16 protein-coding genes are annotated in these 17,009 nt (G+C 71.2%); 9 read left to right on the top strand and 7 right to left on the bottom strand.

Annotated features, from left to right (window positions below; genetic code table 11):
- Nucleotides 1–70: 70 nt before the first annotated feature.
- Entirely contained in the window at nucleotides 71–1,162 is a 1,092-nt protein-coding gene (locus IE242_RS20835) for a mechanosensitive ion channel family protein (RefSeq protein ID WP_189861483.1), read from the bottom strand.
- Between the two features lie 363 nt (nucleotides 1,163–1,525).
- On the opposite strand from IE242_RS20835, the gene IE242_RS20830 reads away from it, so the two are divergent.
- Nucleotides 1,526–2,062: an HNH endonuclease gene (locus IE242_RS20830; protein WP_189861481.1), complete on the top strand. Its 537-nt coding sequence runs from the start codon at nucleotides 1,526–1,528 to the stop codon at nucleotides 2,060–2,062.
- Nucleotides 2,063–2,207: 145 nt separating this feature from the next.
- On the opposite strand, the gene IE242_RS20825 is transcribed toward IE242_RS20830, so the two are convergent.
- From IE242_RS20825 to IE242_RS20810, 4 genes are all read right to left on the bottom strand, one after another.
- Nucleotides 2,208–2,459, bottom strand: coding sequence for a hypothetical protein (locus IE242_RS20825; protein ID WP_189861479.1), 252 nt, complete (start codon nucleotides 2,457–2,459; stop codon nucleotides 2,208–2,210).
- Nucleotides 2,452–2,862, bottom strand: a complete 411-nt coding sequence (locus IE242_RS20820) for a hypothetical protein (protein WP_189861476.1) — start codon at nucleotides 2,860–2,862, stop codon at nucleotides 2,452–2,454. Before IE242_RS20820 ends, IE242_RS20825 begins: the two co-directional genes overlap by 8 nt.
- A gap of 236 nt (nucleotides 2,863–3,098) precedes the next feature.
- On the bottom strand, nucleotides 3,099–3,647 hold the full coding sequence (locus IE242_RS20815) for a hypothetical protein (protein WP_189861474.1): 549 nt from the start codon (nucleotides 3,645–3,647) through the stop codon (nucleotides 3,099–3,101).
- A 140-nt stretch (nucleotides 3,648–3,787) separates the two neighbouring features.
- Entirely contained in the window at nucleotides 3,788–4,687 is a 900-nt protein-coding gene (locus IE242_RS20810) for an NAD(P)-dependent oxidoreductase (protein ID WP_189861472.1), read from the bottom strand.
- A gap of 48 nt (nucleotides 4,688–4,735) precedes the next feature.
- Between IE242_RS20810 and IE242_RS20805 the strand changes: the two genes are divergently transcribed.
- Nucleotides 4,736–5,086 (top strand): winged helix-turn-helix transcriptional regulator, encoded by a 351-nt coding sequence (locus IE242_RS20805; protein ID WP_189861471.1) that lies wholly within the window; start codon nucleotides 4,736–4,738, stop codon nucleotides 5,084–5,086.
- A gap of 236 nt (nucleotides 5,087–5,322) precedes the next feature.
- Here IE242_RS20805 and IE242_RS20800 read toward each other — a convergent pair whose 3' ends face one another.
- Both IE242_RS20800 and IE242_RS20795 read right to left on the bottom strand, forming a co-directional pair.
- On the bottom strand, nucleotides 5,323–6,501 hold the full coding sequence (locus tag IE242_RS20800; RefSeq protein ID WP_189861470.1) for a hypothetical protein: 1,179 nt from the start codon (nucleotides 6,499–6,501) through the stop codon (nucleotides 5,323–5,325).
- A gap of 84 nt (nucleotides 6,502–6,585) precedes the next feature.
- Entirely contained in the window at nucleotides 6,586–7,008 is a 423-nt protein-coding gene (locus tag IE242_RS20795; protein WP_189861469.1) for an ATP-binding protein, read from the bottom strand.
- A 239-nt stretch (nucleotides 7,009–7,247) separates the two neighbouring features.
- Between IE242_RS20795 and IE242_RS20790 the strand changes: the two genes are divergently transcribed.
- The 7 genes from IE242_RS20790 to IE242_RS20760 all read left to right on the top strand — a co-directional run bounded on the left by IE242_RS20790 (nucleotide 7,248) and on the right by IE242_RS20760 (nucleotide 16,830).
- A complete protein-coding gene (locus IE242_RS20790) occupies nucleotides 7,248–8,099 on the top strand; it encodes a helix-turn-helix domain-containing protein (protein ID WP_189861468.1) in 852 nt (283 codons plus the stop codon).
- 8 nt (nucleotides 8,100–8,107) lie between these two features.
- The gene (locus IE242_RS20785; protein ID WP_189861466.1) at nucleotides 8,108–8,299 is read left to right on the top strand and encodes a DUF397 domain-containing protein; all 192 of its coding nucleotides are present in this window, start codon (nucleotides 8,108–8,110) and stop codon (nucleotides 8,297–8,299) included.
- A gap of 339 nt (nucleotides 8,300–8,638) precedes the next feature.
- Nucleotides 8,639–10,117: a GlnX family signal transduction membrane protein gene (locus tag IE242_RS20780; RefSeq protein ID WP_189861465.1), complete on the top strand. Its 1,479-nt coding sequence runs from the start codon at nucleotides 8,639–8,641 to the stop codon at nucleotides 10,115–10,117.
- 35 nt (nucleotides 10,118–10,152) lie between these two features.
- Nucleotides 10,153–11,175 (top strand): glutamate ABC transporter substrate-binding protein, encoded by a 1,023-nt coding sequence (locus IE242_RS20775; RefSeq protein WP_189861463.1) that lies wholly within the window; start codon nucleotides 10,153–10,155, stop codon nucleotides 11,173–11,175.
- Between the two features lie 173 nt (nucleotides 11,176–11,348).
- The gene (locus IE242_RS20770; RefSeq protein ID WP_189861461.1) at nucleotides 11,349–12,701 is read left to right on the top strand and encodes a hypothetical protein; all 1,353 of its coding nucleotides are present in this window, start codon (nucleotides 11,349–11,351) and stop codon (nucleotides 12,699–12,701) included.
- A 19-nt stretch (nucleotides 12,702–12,720) separates the two neighbouring features.
- Nucleotides 12,721–15,384 carry a serine/threonine-protein kinase gene (locus IE242_RS20765; protein ID WP_189861460.1) on the top strand — a complete coding sequence of 888 codons (2,664 nt, stop codon included), beginning with the start codon at nucleotides 12,721–12,723 and terminating at the stop codon, nucleotides 15,382–15,384.
- The gene (locus tag IE242_RS20760; protein ID WP_189861458.1) at nucleotides 15,385–16,830 is read left to right on the top strand and encodes a PP2C family protein-serine/threonine phosphatase; all 1,446 of its coding nucleotides are present in this window, start codon (nucleotides 15,385–15,387) and stop codon (nucleotides 16,828–16,830) included. It abuts the gene before it with no gap.
- Nucleotides 16,831–17,009: the final 179 nt, after the last annotated feature.

Raw genomic sequence — 17,009 nt, 5'->3', positions numbered from 1 at the left:
GGCGCGCCGGAGAACGATCCGGCGCGCCCCGCCTCTCCCCCGTCCCCGCCTCTCCCCTGTCGGCAGAGCCCTACTTCGTCGTCGGCACGATCGGCGACGCCGCCACGGACTGCGGCGACGTCGTGGAGGCGTACGCGGACGGGGCGGCCACCGCCGCTGTCGGGTCGGCGGGCGCCGTCTCCCCGTCCGCCTGGGCCGGCAGGCCGCCCACGATCTGGATGTCGGCCGCGTCGAAGGCGATCTTGATGCGCCAGCGCAGCTCGCGCTCGACCGACAGCGCCTTGCCGGGCATGGTCTTGGCCGAGACGCGGACCACCATCGAGTCGAGCAGCACGCTGTCCAGGCCGAGCACCTCGACCGGCCCCCACAGCCGCTCGTTCCAGGGCTCGTCCCGGCTCATGCCCTCGCCGACCTCCACCAGGACGCGGCGCACCTTCTCCAGGTCCTCGTCGGGGCGCACGGTGACGTCGACGCCGGCGGTGGCCCAGCCCTGGGAGAGGTTGCCGATGCGCTTGACCTCGCCGTTGCGGACGTACCAGATCTCGCCGTTGTCACCGCGCAGCTTGGTCACGCGCAGCCCGACCTCGATGACCTCACCGGAGGCCACCCCCGCGTCGATGGTGTCGCCCACCCCGTACTGATCCTCGAGGATCATGAAGACGCCGGACAGGAAGTCCGTCACCAGGTTCCGGGCACCGAAACCGATGGCCACGCCCGCGACACCGGCCGACGCCAGCAGCGGGGCGAGATTGATCTCGAAGGTGGCGAGCACCATCAGCGCGGCCGTCCCCAGGATCAGGAAGGACGCGACCGAGCGCAGCACCGAGCCGATCGCCTGCGACCGCTGACGGCGCCGCTCGACGTTCACCAGCAGACCGCCGAGGGCGGTGCCGTCGACCGCCTGGGCCGTGCGGTTCATACGGTCTATGAGCTTGGTGATGGCCCGGCGGATCACGACTCTCAGCGCCACCGCGACGACCACGATCAGCAGCACCCTGAGCCCGATCGCGAGCCAGGTGGACCAGTTCTCCTCGATCCAGCCGGCGGCGTTCGTCGCGCTCTCCTGGGCGTCCTGAAGCGTGGGCACAGCGGGCGTCGACGTCTCCGAGGGCGTCGGCGACGGCTCGGAACCGGCGGCCAGTAGGACGGCGGGCAAGGACACGGCAGGTACCTCCAGGTGCAGCGGTCCGCTCCGGCACGGCGACCGAGGTCATCTGAGGCCAAGGTCACCGGCGACCGAGGCCACGGTCGACCAAGGTCACGAAACGGTCACCGCGCGGGCGGACCCACCACACTATCGGGGCATCGCGGGCAGTTCGTCCCCATGTTCTAGGGATGGACTGTGCGCACCCCGGATGAACAGGAGGGATGAAGCACTCCTGTTCCGGGGGATGAATGAGGTGTGGTCGAAAACACTCCCAGCCCGTTACGGGCACATGGTGGCGCTTCCACCAGGCATGAGGGGAGACTGACTACGGATCGTCCCGGCGCGAGCCACGCGCCGCCGGCGTACAAGGAGGCATCCGTGCCGCATGTCCTGGTCCTCAACGCGTCGTACGAGCCACTCGGCGTCGTACCGCTCCGCCGCGCGCTCGTCCTCGTCCTCGAGAACAAGGCCGTCTGCCTCGAGGAATCCGGCGCCCATCTGCACAGCGCGACCATCACTCTCCCCGCGCCCAGCGTGGTCCGGCTGAAGAGGTTCGTGCGGGTCCCTTACCGGGGGCCCGTTCCACTGACCCGCCGAGCGCTGTTCGCGCGCGACGGCGGCCGGTGCATGTACTGCGGTGGCGTCGCAACCAGCGTCGACCACGTCATCCCGCGCAGCCGCGGGGGCAAGCACGTCTGGGACAACGTGGTCGCGTCCTGCCGCCGCTGCAACCACGTGAAGGCCGACCGCCACCTCACCGAGATCGGCTGGCGGCTGCGCCACAAACCCGCTCCGCCCACCGGCCTGGCCTGGCGCATCATCGGCACGGGCCATAGGGACCCGCGCTGGCTGCCATATCTGCAGCCGTACGGCGCGGACGACGCTCTGGCCCGGATCGACGGCATCTCCGCCTGATGGTCCGGGCTTTCGCATGTCCGGAGTTCATGCACGGGGGTGCGAGTGGTCTGCCCTGAGGCCTGTCCCGCGTCCGAGCGCGCCCACTGCAGACCGCGCGCCCCGCGGCCTCATGCCCGTCGCGGGGCCTTCCCCATGCCTGCGGTCAGCCGAACCAACTCACCTGTACCACCACGATCCGCTCGCCCCGCACGTCCGTCAGATACTCGAGCATGAGGAGACCGCGACTCTCGGTACGCACACCGGGCCCGGGTCCGGTGTAAGCGGCTCCTTCGAGGTAGACCATGGACTCACGCACAGCGATTTCGTTGGCCAGCCGCTCGGTCTCGGCGCGGGCCGCTTCCGGAAGCCCTTCCTGCAGATCGTCCTGGAACGGCTCCCAGCGCCAGTCAGCCACCGGCGACCTCGCGATGCGCCGCGCGCACGATCTCCCCGGCCTCACGAATGGCGCGCTCGCGCACAGCGGCGTCTGGGCTGCTGATGGCCTGCTCGGCCGCGTGCAGACGACGCGCGGTCTCGGGGTGGCGCTCGATCTCCACGACGACGGCCCACTGCCGGTAGAACATGCGGATCGGTACGACGCTGTCCTCGTCCCCGGCCCGCACGAACGCCTTCTGCAGATCCTCGAAGAACTCGGGCAGCCGCGACGGGACGACCGTGGCGACGGCCTGGCGCAGGGACGGCAGCGTCATCTCGGGCCGAGGGATCAGCGGACCGTCCTCGTCCGCGTACGGCATGGTCATCGGCCGTCCCTTCCGCTCGCCCAGCGCCCACTCGGCGCGTGCCCACGCTACCGCCATTCCCATCACCCCCTCGCGTCCATGAGAGGAAACGGGCTACACAGCGACGAGGTCACATAGGTCACATACGCACCTGCCGACTGTTGTCACGCCCAGGTCGGCGGCCGCGGCCAGGGAACGAGGGTCGACTTGATTCCGGAGAGACCGAAAAGCGGCAGCCGCAGAGTCAGGACGACGTTGAGCAGCAGTCGTCATCGACGGTGCGAAGCCTGGACCTGCGGGCGCCGGCAGCCGGGCTACCAGCCTTCTTCGGACGGCCCCACGACTTCGGCGCCGACCCGGGCCGCCAGCCAGGCGGCTCGGGCGTCATGTCCGGGTCGCGCGTGGACGAAGACGGTGTGCTCGGGTGCCCACTCACCACTGTGGATGGTGTGGCTGTTGCCCGCGATCTGCAGCTCGGCGTACTTGTACTCCTCGCCCAGTCCGAGCTCAGGTACCTCCGGCCACTTCAGGTTGTGCCAGAGGACGTAGCCCATGGTGATGTTCAGGCAGGTTCCGAGGGCGTCGCGGGCTTGCGGCACTGTCCCGAGCCCCAGATTCACGCTGACCGGCAGCCCGGTACGGCCCTGCCCGTCTCCGGTGCGGCCCTCCCCGTACGAAGTGGCCTCGGCCTCCGGGAAGGCCGCGGTCAGACGTCGCAGGTCACTCTCGGTGCGCGCCCAGGCATCCAGATAGCAGGCGTCCGGGTCGTACCAGGACGCGACCGACAGCAACCGTTCCGCGAGGCTCACCGCCTCGTCCAGGTCCGTGGTCCGCAGCACGGGCCATGCACATGTGTTCCCCATGCGCGCATCCTGACAGAGCGATCACTCCGGCTTCACGCGCATAAGGCCGTGAGGCCAGAGACGATGTCGCACCGCGGATCGCCCCGAGACGGCGACTGCCGGCCGTCCCGGGCGATCCGCGCAAGCCGGTGGGAGTGCCCTCAGCGCCCCAGAAGCTCCGTGACGCGGACGAATCCGTCCGTCCCGTGACCTCGTGCGATGACACGGCGGGCCCAGCCCTCAACAACCCGCATCACCCCAGCGTCGATGCCATGGGCCTCGGACGCGTGGATGATGTGCGCCATGGACGACGCCGCCGAGGTGATCGGGTTGATCTCGCCGGAGTAGCTTCCGCTGTCCACGTCCCCGGCGAACTCCTCGAAGAGCGGCGGCAGGATCGCGGCGATCCCCTGGGCGAACGGGGCCAGCTCCCCGGCGGTGACTCCCTCCGCCTTCGCCACCGCCAGGGCGTGCGCGTAGCCCGCCATCGCGGTCCAGAAGATGTCGAGCAGCGCGATGTCGTACGCGGCCGCCCGGCCGATGTCCTCACCGAGGTGGGTATGCGTACCGCCGAGCTTCTCGATGACGGGCCGGTGCTCCCGGTAGAGCTCCTCCGGGCCGCTGTGGATGAACACCGCGGCCGGTGTCCCGATGGTGGTGGCCGGCGTCATGATCGCACCGTCCAGGTAACGGACGCCGTGCTCGGCCGCCCACGTCGCGGTGTCCCGGGCCCGGCCCGGCGTGTCGGCGGTCAGGTTGACGACCGTGCGGCCCTTGAGCGCGGTGGTGACCGCCTCCCGCCGCAGAATGGCGTCCGCGGCGTCGTAGTTGACCACGCAGACCACGATCAGCTCGCTCACGGCGACGGCTTCCTCGGCCGACGGGGCGCTGACCGCACCCCGCTCGACCAGTTCACGGTCCCGGCCCGGCGTCCGGTTCCAGACCGTGGTGCGCAGGCCGCCGTCGAGGAAGGCGCTCGCCAGGGCCCGGCCCATCGGGCCCAGACCGAGGACGGTGACGGAAGAAGGTAACTGGTGCGACTGTTCGCTGTGCAGGGACATGACTCAACTCCGTGAACAAATCAACGAATTGTGACGAATGGGGTAGTGATGACGCGCAGCCGTGCCCTGGACCCGGATGTCTGTGGGGTGACCGCCGCGATCGCGGTGATCGACGGCAAATGGAAGACGGCCCTGCTCTGGCTGCTGGAATCGGGCCCGCACCGCCCCGGCGAACTGCGCCGGCAGCTGCCGGGCCTCAGCGAGAAGGTGCTGACTCAGGCGCTCCGCGAGATGGAGACCGATGGACTGGTGCACCGTGAGGTGCACGACGTGCTTCCACTCAAGACCGTGTACTCCTTGACCACGTTCGGTCGAGAACTCTCCGAGGCGCTGGCACCCCTCTCCGACTGGGGCCACCGCCGCCTGGACAAGCTTCGCGAGACCAGGTCGGCCTCCTGACCCCTCCGGGGCTCCGACCGCCCTTCATCAGGATCAACCCCTTGCCGGCAGCCGCCAAGTACCCACACAAAAGTGGGTACTCGGTGGCTACGCGGAGGAGTGAGCGCTCGACGGGCCACAAGAAGGTCGGATGCGCGCTCAGGTTGCCGGTCGGCGGCCGTGTCCGTCGTCGTCCGGCGGACACGGCCGTGCAGACGTGCTGGGCGCCGGTGGCGTCAGCCGGGCATTGCGGAAGGTCACCGGTCGGACGTCAAGGAAGCCTTGCGTCGGCGAACCACGTAGACCGCACCGACACCGGCGCTGACCGCGAGACCGCCGGCCAGGGCGATGGTGGGGAGGGCGGGACCGGCGCCGGTCTCAGCCAGGTGGCCGGTCGCCGTCGGCGCGTTGGTGGCTGTGGCGGTGGCGGTGGGCGTCAGCGGCTTCTCGTCCTTGTCGCCCTGGGGCTTGGTCCCGGGCGCGGTGCCGGGCTTGGTGCCGGGCTTGGTGTCGGGGTCGGTGCCGGGTTCCGTCTGCGGCGGCGTGCTCGGGGTCCAGCCGGCCGGTCGGATGTCGAACACGCCGGGGTGGTAGCCGTACCAATCCCATTCGCCGGAATAACAGGTACCGCCATACCCGTCGTCGTACTCGCCAAGGGTGAGGACCATGCCCAGCGCGGGCGAGGCCTCACTGGCCACGCTGATGCGCATGTCGATGTACAACGACTCCTGGGCCGCGACGTCGACGGTGGTGATGTGTCCGCCCGAGACGTCCGCCCACTGGCCGGTGGCCGGGTCCTTGTACTGGGCGGTGATGTACCTGCTCTCGTCTTCCCCGGTCCCCCAGACCTCCGAATCGAAGTCGATGCTGAGCCTGAGGGCCGTGAGGTCACGATCACTCTTGTTCCACACGTTGTAGCCGAAGTAGTGGAACCCGGCGCCGGCGACAACCGTCGGCAATTGGTTCGTGAAGGCGTTCAGCTTGCGGTTGATCTCGTACGGGTCACCGGGATTGCACCGGCCCATGACCGGTTCGGCCTCGCCCTTCGGGCCGTCCGAGCCAGGCTTGGCAGGGTCCGCTTCGGCGTCCTTCACCTCGCCACCGGTGTTGTTCTCACCGGACGGTCCGCCAGCGCCTTCGCCGCCGGTCGAGCCACCTTCCTCACCGTCGGCGGCCCCGTCCTCGTGACCGGCGGAGCCGGAGCCGGACTCACCCGGGCCGGTGCTGTCGTTCGCGTCGTCGAGCGGGTTCGTGTCCCCTGCGGACGGGGCCGAGTCCTCCTCGGTCGTCGTAGAGGCATCGTCCTGAGCAGCGACGGTGACACCCGACGTGTCCTCGGGCGAGGCACCGCCCGTCGCGTACGCGCCTGGAGCTGAGAAGAGTACGGCGGGAGCCATGGCGGCCGTCGCCGCCGCGAGAGTCAGAGAACGGCGCAACTTCATGTTCACCTTCACGGCATCTGTGATCAATGTTCAACGTGATGCCTCCATGACCACCCACCCCGTCAAAGGGTTGTGTGGCTACGCGGCACCCAGGACGCACCACACGTACTTGCCACGGCTGCCGTGTCTGGCCAGCGGCTGCCAGCCCCAGAGATCCGCGCAGGCACGGACGAGGTCGAGCCCGCGCCCTTCCTCACGATCGCCAGCGGGGAGGTGGGCCGCGGAGTACGGAGGGTCCGGCGGTTCCGGACTGGCGTCCCACGCACCGATACGGAGGACGCCGTCCGCCCAGAGCACACGGAGCGCGGCGGGGCCCTTGGTGTGGCGTACGGCGTTGGAGACCAGCTCGGTGGCCAGCAGTTCTGCCGTGTCGGTGAGGTGGGGGAGGTCGTGCATGGTCAGGATGAGGCGCAGGGTGCGGCGGCTGACGGTGACGGCGCGGGGGTCGTTGGGGATGTGGAGCCAGTACTCCCACGGTGCGGCCGGGGCGCTTTCGGGCATGGCGGTGCTCCGTTCTGCTGAGGGGTGGGTGAACTTCTCGCCGCGGGGTGGCGGGCGGTGGCATTGCCGCAGCCGTCATGGCAGGACGGAGTGGTGCGCTTCCGGATCCCCGGTGTTCCGCAACGTGTGCGTCGCGTCACCGACAGTAGGTCCCTAAATTAGGACCGGGCAAGTCGTTGCCGTAATCTCACCCCCGAACGAGTCACTGCCTCCCAGCAGTTGGGGGCGAGGAGGAAGCCATGCCACGCAGGCCGCACCCCACTGCACGCCAGGCTCGCCTGGGCGCTGAGCTGCGGAAGCTGCGCGAGGCCGCAGGCCTCAAGGCACGCGAAGCCGCTGTACTGCTCGACGCCGATTCGGTTCAGATGAGCCAGATCGAGTCCGGCATCGCGGGGGTGAGCGAAGCGCGCGTACGGCGCCTTGCTGCCCATTACGCGTGTGACGACGCGGACTTGATCGACGCCTTGGTGGCCATGGCCGTCGACCGGACCCGCGGCTGGTGGGACGAGTACCGAGGAGTCCTGCCGCAGGTGAATCTGGACGTCGCCGAGGCGGAACACCATGCGACGTTCTTGCGCGAGGTCGTCATCAATCACGTACCCGGGCTGCTTCAGACCCCTGATTACGCTCGCGCGGTCTTCACGTACATGCGCCCAGAGCTGCCCGAGGACGAACTGAAGCCCCGGGTGGAGCACCGGATGAGGCGACGGGCTGTCATCGAGGGCGACGATCCCACCCCGTACACGACGATCATTCACGAGTTCGCCTTGCGCATCCGGGTGGCCGACCGCCGGACCTCCCGCGCTCAACTTCGTTGGGTACTGGACAACATCGAGCACGGCAGCGTCTCTGTCCGCGTCATCCCTGTCGACCAGGACGGTTTCGGCGGAGCGGGTGCCTCGATGATGTACCTGGGTGGTCCGGTCCCCCAACTGGACACCTGCCTCAGGGACGCCCCCACCGGTATCGCGTGCATTGACGCGCGGCCCCAGCTGGAACGGCTCCGAACACTCTTCCGTAAGGTGGAGGCAGCGTCGCTGGACACCGTGGCGTCGCGGGACTTCGTCCACCGGTTGTCGAAGGAACTGTGAGGCGTTCCATGACTCAGGCCCTGCGCTGGCAGAAGTCCACCTTCTCCGACGGCGGCGAGGGCAACACCTGCGTCGAGCTCGCCACCGCCCCGGACGCCCTCCACCTCCGCGAAAGCGACACCCCCACCACCCTCCTCACCACGGCCCCCGCCCCCGTCGCCCACCTCCTCCACGGCATAAAAACCGGCAAGTTCGGCTGAACCCGGGCGCGTCCCGGAGGGAACCGAACCACCCCGCCCCGCGTATTCATGAGCAGGAGGTGGTACGGGAAAACTCGTGCGGTTCGGTGCACTGGTGGCCGGATCGGCCGGACGGTTCGGCCGGACGGTGATTCGAACAAGATCCGGGCAAGGCTGATGCGCGATGTCGGTCCCGGGGACGATACTTGCGGCCGGGCACCTCCGCTCGCGTGCCGAGCATCGGGCACCCGTGCGGCGCGACGCGCGGCACACGCACCACACGCACCTCGTACGGCACGGCGCAGGGAGGCGTCGGCCGCCGGGCCGGGGTGTGTGACGGATGACCATGGGGGAGGTCAAGTGACGTACACGCCCAAGGCCGGCGTGGGCAGTGCGGCACCGCCGACACAGGCGGGTCCGTCGGTCCCCGCGGTCCCGGCCGCCCCGTCCCGGGCTGTGCGGCCGTCATCCACGGTGTCCACCGTGTCCCCGGCGCCCTCGTCGCCCGGTGGCCCGGGCGAGCCGCCGCGTCGTACCGCTTTCGCGGAGGGACTCGACCAGCTGCGCGCCGCCGCGACGACCGAACCGGGGCGGCTGCGGATCATCGGTGCCGCCCTCGCCCTCCTGGTCGTCGCGTTCGGCGCCGTGGCCGCCTGGCAGATGGCGGACCGTTCCGCCGCCGCCGACGACGTCCTCGGCAGCAGTCAGCCCCTGAGCGTCGCCGCGGCTGACGTCTACCGCTCCCTCGCGGACGCCAACACCGCCGCTTCCAGCGGCTTCCTCGCCGGCGGCCAGGAGACCCCGCAGTCCCGCGACCGCTACGAGCGGAACATCAAGGAGGCCGCCGACGGGCTGGCCGAGGCCGCCGCCGCCTCCGAGCCGGGCTCCTCCTCCGCGCGGACCGTCGCCGAGCTCGGCAAGCTGCTGCCGGAGTACAAGGGTCTCGTCGAGCGGGCCCGCGCCAACAACCGCCTGGGCTATCCGCTCGGCGGCGCGTATCTGCGGTACGCGAACGACAAGATGCAGGACGAGATGCTCCCCCGGGCCGAGCGGCTCTACAAGAACGAGAACCAGCGGCTGCGGGACGACTACGACGCCGCGACTCCCTACCCATGGGCCGCGATCGGTCTCGGCCTGCTCGCCCTCGGCACTCTCGTCTGGGCGCAGCGGCGCAACTACCGGCGCACGAACCGCGTGCTGAACCACGGCCTCGTCGCCGCCACCGCCGCCTGTTCCGTGGTCCTGCTGTGGCTCGTCCTCGGCCACACCCTCGCCCGCTCGGGCCTCAACGACTCGTACGACCACGGGGTGCGCTCGCTCAACGTGCTCAACGACGCCCGTATCGCCTCCCTCAAGGCCCGCGGCAACGAGAACCTCACCCTGGTCAGCCGGGGCGCGGAGATCACCGGCGACGGCGAGGACAAGTTCGACGCCGCCTACCAGGACGAGATGAGGACGCTGTCGCGGTACCTGACCGCCGCCGCCGACATCGCCGACGACAAGGCAGGCGAGGCGCCCGTCGAGGCCGCCACGGGCAACATGGAGGTCTGGCAGGAACGGCACCGGGAGGCACGCGACGCCGACACCGGCGGCGACTACCAGACGGCTCTCGACAAGGTGATCGGCACTCCGGACAAGAAGCCGACGGGCGAGTGTTTCGACGCCGTCGACGACAACCTGAAGAAGGCGCTCACCCACGAGCAGAACGAGTTCCGGGAGGCGGCCCGGGACGGCAGGAGGGCGATGAGCGGGCTTCCCCCGGGGTCCGCCGCCCTCGCCGTGCTCGCCGCGGCGGGCGCCGTGCTCGGCATCGGACGCAGGCTTTCGGAGTACCGGTGACAAGGACGGTGGGGACGGGGAAAGGGGGAGCGGTGATGAGTGCGATACGACGTCTGAGGGCCAGTGCGAAGGGCTGGGGCGGCGTGGGCGCGATGGTGGTCGCCTGCGCCCTCACCGCCGTCCTGGCGCTGCTGCCGCTGCGCGACGCGCGCGGGAGCGGCGACGCGGGACTCGGCGGCCCCGGCGCCGCCCGGGTCACGTACGCGACCGCCGAGGACTGCACGGAACCCGAGAAGAAGAGCCCCGCCCCGTCCACCGACGAGAGCGGTGTGACGATCGAGAAGATCAAAGAGCGCGGTTACCTGATCGTGGGCGTCGACCAGAACAGCTACCGCTGGGGCTACCGCGACCCGAACAGCGCGAAGGCCGGCGGCGAGCTCGAGGGTTTCGACATCGATCTCGCGCATGAGATCGCCGACAGGATCCTCGGCAGCGGCCGACCGGACAACATCCGCTTCCGGGCCATTCCCACGAACCAGCGCATTCCGGCGATCCAGAAGGGGGAGGTGGACATGGTGGTCCGGACGATGACGATCAGCTGCACGCGCCTGGAGGAAGTCACCTTCTCCGCGCCCTACTTCAAGACCGGCCAGCAGGTGCTCGCACCGCGCTCCTCGCCCGTCGGGGGATACGACGAGACGCTGGCGGACCAGCGGATCTGCGCCGCCGAGGGCTCCATCGCGCTGGAGACGCTGCGGAACGACAAGGCGGACGGCGACCTCCCGCCCTCCGCCACCATCGCCGAGCCCGTCCCCAACCAGCTCGACTGTCTGGTGCGGCTCCAGCTCGGCGAGGTCGACGCCGTGGTCACCGACGGCGCCCTCGCCGCGAGCCAGGCCGCGCAGGACCCGACGGTCGAGCTCAAGGGCAGGCCCTTCACGACCGAGTACTACGGCGTGGCGATGCGGAAGGGCGCGGACGACCTGGTGCGCCGGGTCAACCGGATCCTGGAGGACTACCGCGAGAGCGGCTGGCAGGAGTCGTACGAGGACTGGCTGTCGCCGACGCTCGGCGACGACTGGTCGAAGTCGCTGCCGCCGCCCCCCGACTACCGCTGACCCGGACCCGGACCCGGGTACGGACCGGGTACGGCCAGGGCCCGGTACGGCGCGGACCCGGGACCGCATCCGGAACGAACAGAACCCCGAGCCGGACAACCGACCTGATACGACTGGAGAGTTGCCCGGGCGCCGATGACGCGCGGGGGACGGACGAGAGCGAGAGGTGATCGATGGGCGTCGCGGGATCCACCGGGCCGGTGATGGACCGGGACGAGGTGGACCGTGCGCTGGCGCGGCTCGGCGCGGAGCACGAGGCCATCGAGACCTCGCTCCTCGCGCTGCAGGACCACGCGGGCCGCCGACTCCTCGAAGGCGCCGAGCTCACGGGCGTGACCAAGGAACGCTGGACGGCCACCGAGGCCTCCATCGGCCTGCTGTGGGCGTACTTCGACGCGTACACCGACGCGCTGCGCACCGCCCGCGAGGTCCGCTCCCGCCGGCGCTGGTCGAGCCGTGAGGACCTGGTCGAGCTGACGGAGCTGCTGCGCGGCGAGAGCGTCACGGTGGCGGGCAGCACCACCGCCGCCGTCACGGCGCACGTACCGGAACAGGGCCTGGCCGGGGCGGGTGCCGGGAAGCTGAGCGAGCGGTTCACCCTGGCCTCGCTCGTGGACCGGATGAACGAGCTGTACGCGTCCTCACTGGACATGGTCGTCACCGCGGACGCGGTCTGGTCGGCGCTGCCCGCCCGTATCGATCTGCTGTCCGCCGAGTTGCGGCGCACCCGCCGGCTCGCGCACGACGTGGGCGTCCGCCCCGGCGAGCATCCGGCGGGCGACGACCTGGACCGGATCACCCACACCCTCAGCGCGCTGCGCGAGCAGGTGGTGTCCGACCCGCTGGCCTTCTGGGTCCGGGCGCCCGGGAGTTCCGCGCCGGGCGGCGGCCGGCCGGACACCTCGACGTACGACCGGGAGGCACGCGCCCTGGAGGACGTACGGCGGGAGATCGACGCCGTACTGACGGTGCGTCAGGACGCGGAGGCGCGGCTGATCAAGCTGCGGGACCTGCTGAGCCGCGCGGACCGTACGCTCGCCGAGGCGCGCAGTGCCCGCGGCGAGGTGCTCGCGAAGATCGCCGCGACCGAGGTGCCGAAGGTCAGCGGCCCGCCGACGGTGCTCCAGGAGCAGCTCGCGACGGCCGCCGAGTACCGCAGACGCGCGCAGTGGCACCGGCTGTCCCCCCTGCTGGAGGCCCTGGAGGAGAAGGCCGAGGACGAACTGCTGCGCGCCCGCGAGTCCCTGACGGCGGTCACCGCTCCCCTTGCGGTCCGCGCCGAGCTGCGCGGCCGTCTCGATGCGTACAAGGCCAAGGTCGCCCGGCACGGCCTGGCGGAGGACCCGGAGCTGGTCGAGCGGTACGAGAGGGCGCGCCGCATGCTGTGGAGCGCGCCCTGTGACCTGCGCGCCGCGGAGCACGCCGTGCTGCGCTACCAGCAGGCCGCCGCCGAGATGCTCGGTCCGCGGGTACCTGAGCAGGGCGGAACCGGCAGGGCGCAGGACGGGAGGGGGCCCGGAACGTGAGCGGCAGAGGTGGTGCGGCATGAGTGAGCAGCCTGAACAGCCGGAGCAGCCGGAGCAGCCGGAATCCTGCCAGCGGCCCGGCTGTGACGGGCAGTACGAGGACGTGGGCGGCGGCGAGCTGTACTGCGACACGTGCGGACTGGCGCCGGTGGTCTCCGTGCGGGGTGAGGTCGGCTCTCCGGCCACGGGCGTCACCATGGGCAGGAACTCCGACGGGTCGGGCAGCGGTTCCCGTCCTTCGTCGAGGTCGTCGTCCCGATCTTCACGGTCGTCGTCCCGTTCGTCGTCCCGTTCGTCGTCGCGGTCGTCGTCGCGGTCGTCGCAATCCCGGCGTTCCGTGTCCGGGCGGCTGTCGCGTTCACTGTCGGGGAAGTCGACGGGCCGCTCGGTGTCGGTCCGCAGCTCCGGCTCGGCCGCCAGTTCCTCGGGGCGCGCCCGGCTCGGCATGGGCCTGGTGCAGGTCCCGCAGGTGCCCCGGCCCGACCCGCGCGCGATGGTGCTGGAGAACCCGGAGGTACCCGAGCGGAAGCGGTTCTGCTCGCGCTCCGACTGCGGGGCGCCGGTCGGGCGGGCGCGCGGCGACCGGCCGGGGCGCACGGAAGGCTTCTGCACCAAGTGCGGCCACCCGTACTCGTTCGTCCCGAAGCTGAAGGCCGGCGACGTCGTGCACGGGCAGTACGAGGTCGCGGGCTGCCTGGCGCACGGCGGTCTCGGCTGGATCTACCTCGCCGTCGACCGCGCGGTGTCCGACCGCTGGGTGGTCCTGAAGGGCCTGCTGGACACCGGCGACCAGGACGCGATGGCCGCCGCGATCTCCGAGCGCCGCTTCCTCGCCGAGATCGAGCACGCCAACATCGTCCGCATCTACAACTTCGTCGAGCACCTCGACCAGCGCACCGGCTCGCTGGACGGGTACATCGTCATGGAGTACGTCGGCGGCAAGTCCCTCAAGGAGATCGCCAACTCCCGCCGCACCCCGGACGGCAGACGCGACCCGCTGCCGGTGGAGCAGGCGTGCGCGTACGGTATCGAGGCGCTGGAGGCGCTCGGCCACCTGCACAGCCGCAACCTGCTGTACTGCGACTTCAAGGTCGACAACGCCATACAGACCGAGGACCAGCTCAAGCTGATCGACATGGGCGCGGTGCGCCGGATGGACGACGACGAGTCCGCCATCTACGGCACGGTCGGCTACCAGGCGCCCGAGGTCGCCGAGGTCGGCCCGTCCGTGGCGAGCGACCTGTACACGGTGGCCCGCACCCTCGCCGTGCTCACCTTCGACTTCCAGGGCTACACGAACATCTACGTGGACTCCCTGCCCGATCCCGACCACATCGAGGTCTTCCGCCAGTACGAGTCGTTCTACCGGCTCCTGGTCCGCGCCACCGACCCCGACCCGGCCCGCCGCTTCGCCTCCGCGCAGGAGATGGCGGAGCAGCTCACCGGCGTGCTGCGGGAGGTCGTCTCCCTGCAGTCGGGCCGTGCGCGTCCGGCGCTGTCCACCCTGTTCGGTCCCGAACTGAGGGTCACGGACACGGAACTGTTCATGGAGCTCGACGGGGAGGTGTCCCGACTGGGGGCGCGATCCGTCCCCGTACGCCGCGGGAGCGGCAACGGCGGCACAAGCAGCACGGGCGGCACAGGCGGCACAGGCGACACAAACAGGGCAAGCGGCACCGGCGGCGGAAGCAACGCAAGCGGCACCGGCGGACGGACGGCCCTGACCGCCCGGGCCGCCCTGGTCGCACCGCTGGACACGGCCGCCGCCGCGCTCGCCCTGCCGGTTCCGCGTGTCGACCCGAACGATCCGAACGCCGGGTTCCTCGCCGGTCTCATCGCCTCCGCGCCCGCCGAGCTGATCGCCGTGCTGCACGCGGCGCCCTCCCCGTCGCTGGAGCTGCGACTGCGGGAGCAGCGGGCACGCCTGGAGATGGGCGAGTCCGCCGGTGCCCTCGGCACGCTGGAGGCCCTGGAGCGGGACCACGCCGACGACTGGCGGGTCGTCTGGTACCGGGGCGTGGCGGCGCTCGCGACCGGCGACCACGAGAGCGCGGCGCTGGCGTTCGACGCGATCTACGACGCGTTCCCCGGCGAGCCCGCCCCGAAGCTGGCCCTCGGCCTGTGCGCGGAGGTGCTCGGACAGCTGGACAACGCCGCCGAGTACTACCGCCTGGTGTGGTCGACCGACCCCAGCTATGTGAGTGCCGCGTTCGGCCTGGCCCGGGTACGGCTCGCGGCCGGGGACCGCGGTGGTGCCGTACGGACACTGGAGTCCGTGCCGGAGTCGTCGATCCACTACACCGCGGCCCGGGTCGCCGCGATACGGGCACGGCTGCGGCAGCGGACGGCCGAGGAGTCCGGCGCGTCGTTCCTGGATGACCTGGTCGCCGCCGCGGGCCAGGTGGAGGCGCTCGGCGGATACGGTCTGAGCCCGGTGCGCCGCGAGCAGTTGGCCACGGAGGTCCTCGGCTGCGCCCTGGACTGGGTACTCTCCGGTAGCCAGGGTTCAGCGCCTCCGGCGGGCGGCGGACGTGCGCTGCTCGGCAGCGAGCTGGACGAGCGCGGCCTCCGTTTCGGCCTCGAACGCTCGTACCGTGCGCTGGCCCGGCTCGCCCAGCGCGGCGAGGAAAGGATCGACCTGGTGGAACGTGCCAACCGTTACCGCCCCCGGACGTGGGTGTAGTTGATGTCGCAGATGCCCCAGCTGGCCGCCTGCCCGAGCTGTGAGTGGCCCCTCGAATCGGGCGACCGCTTCTGCGGTGCGTGCGGGTACGACCTGTCGGCGGTCCCGCCACCGCCGCGGGACACCCCGACGCTCACCATGAACGGGACGGCGTCGCCCCCGCCGTCCGAGGCCGCGTCGGTGGACTGGCCGTCGGCTCCCGCCGGTGGTCAGGGCACGCCGCCGCCGGTCCATCTGCCCGACGACATCCCGGGCACCGACTCGGGTGACGCCGAACCGCCGTCGCCGTCGTCCTCATCTCTGCCCTCGTCCTCATCCATGCCCTCGTCCTCATCCATGCCCTCGTCCTCATCCATGCCCTCGTCCTCCTCTCCGCTCTCCTCCGTGCCCGCGCCTCCGTCCGGGCCCGCGCCGGACGAGCCGACCGGGCCGGATGGGCCGGATGGGCCGGACGAGCCGGACCACTACCCGCTGGCCGCCCCGCAGCCCGTCGACCCGCGCACCGCCGACCTCGCCACTCCCCCGGCGGGCACCAAGACCTGCGTGGCCTGCCGCGCAGGCCGCGTCGACCGGGACGGCTACTGCGAGAACTGCGGTCACGCCCAGCCCCGCGAGCGCGACCACATGGAACAGGAACTGGACGCGGTGGCCGCGGTCAGCGACCGGGGGCTGCGCCATCACCGCAACGAGGACGCGTTCGCGGTCTCCGCCACCGCGCTGCCCGACGGTTCGCCCGCGGTGATCGCGATCGTCTGCGACGGCGTGTCGTCCGCGACCCGCCCCGACGACGCGTCACTCGCCGCCGCCCACACGGCCAACGAGACGCTGCTCGCGTCGCTGCCGCGGGGTGCGCATCCGCAGCAGGCCATGCACGACGCGATCGTCGCCGCCGCCGAGGCCGTCAACCTCCTGGCCGGGGAGCCCAGGACAGCTCAGCAGCAGGCCCCGCACCAGAACGCGCCCGCCTGCACGCTGGTCGGCGCCGTCGTGACCCCCACCCTGCTGGTCGTGGGCTGGGTCGGGGACAGCCGTGTCTACTGGATCCCCGCGGACCGCGGCGCGCCCCCCGCCCGGCTGACCGAGGACGACTCGTGGGCCGCGCAGATGGTCGCCGCGGGACTGATGAGCGAGGCCGAGGCCTACGCCGACGACCGCGCCCACGCCATCACCGGCTGGCTGGGCGCGGACGCGTACGAACTGGAGCCGCACACCGCTTCCTTCAAGCCGGATCGTCCGGGTGTAGTGGTGGTGTGCACCGACGGACTGTGGAACTACGCGGAGACGGCCGGGGAGATGGCCCGGGCCGTACCCCTCGACGCGGCGCGACGTCCCCTGCACACCGCTCAGGTACTGGTGGGCCACGCCCTGGACGGCGGGGGCCACGACAACGTAACAGTGGCCGTCCTGCCGTTCCCGGCCCCGCCGCAGGGGGCAGGATCGGCCTGAGGACGCCCCGCGCGGGCCCCTGGCCGGACGGGACCGGCCGCCAGGACACAGGGTGGGCGGCCGGGCCACGGACCCGGCCGTACGGCCGAGGGAGAACCGTCGGCGCAGGGCGTCGGCCGACGGACCGGAGGGGACGGACCGGAGGGGACGGACCGGAGGGGACGGACCGGAGGGGACGG

Source organism: Streptomyces poonensis, assembly GCF_014650915.1.
In the GTDB taxonomy this organism is placed as follows: Bacteria; Actinomycetota; Actinomycetes; order Streptomycetales; family Streptomycetaceae; genus Streptomyces; species Streptomyces poonensis.
The sequence above is the reverse complement of the archived record's forward strand: the minus strand, read 5'-3'. Positions and strand labels throughout refer to the sequence as shown.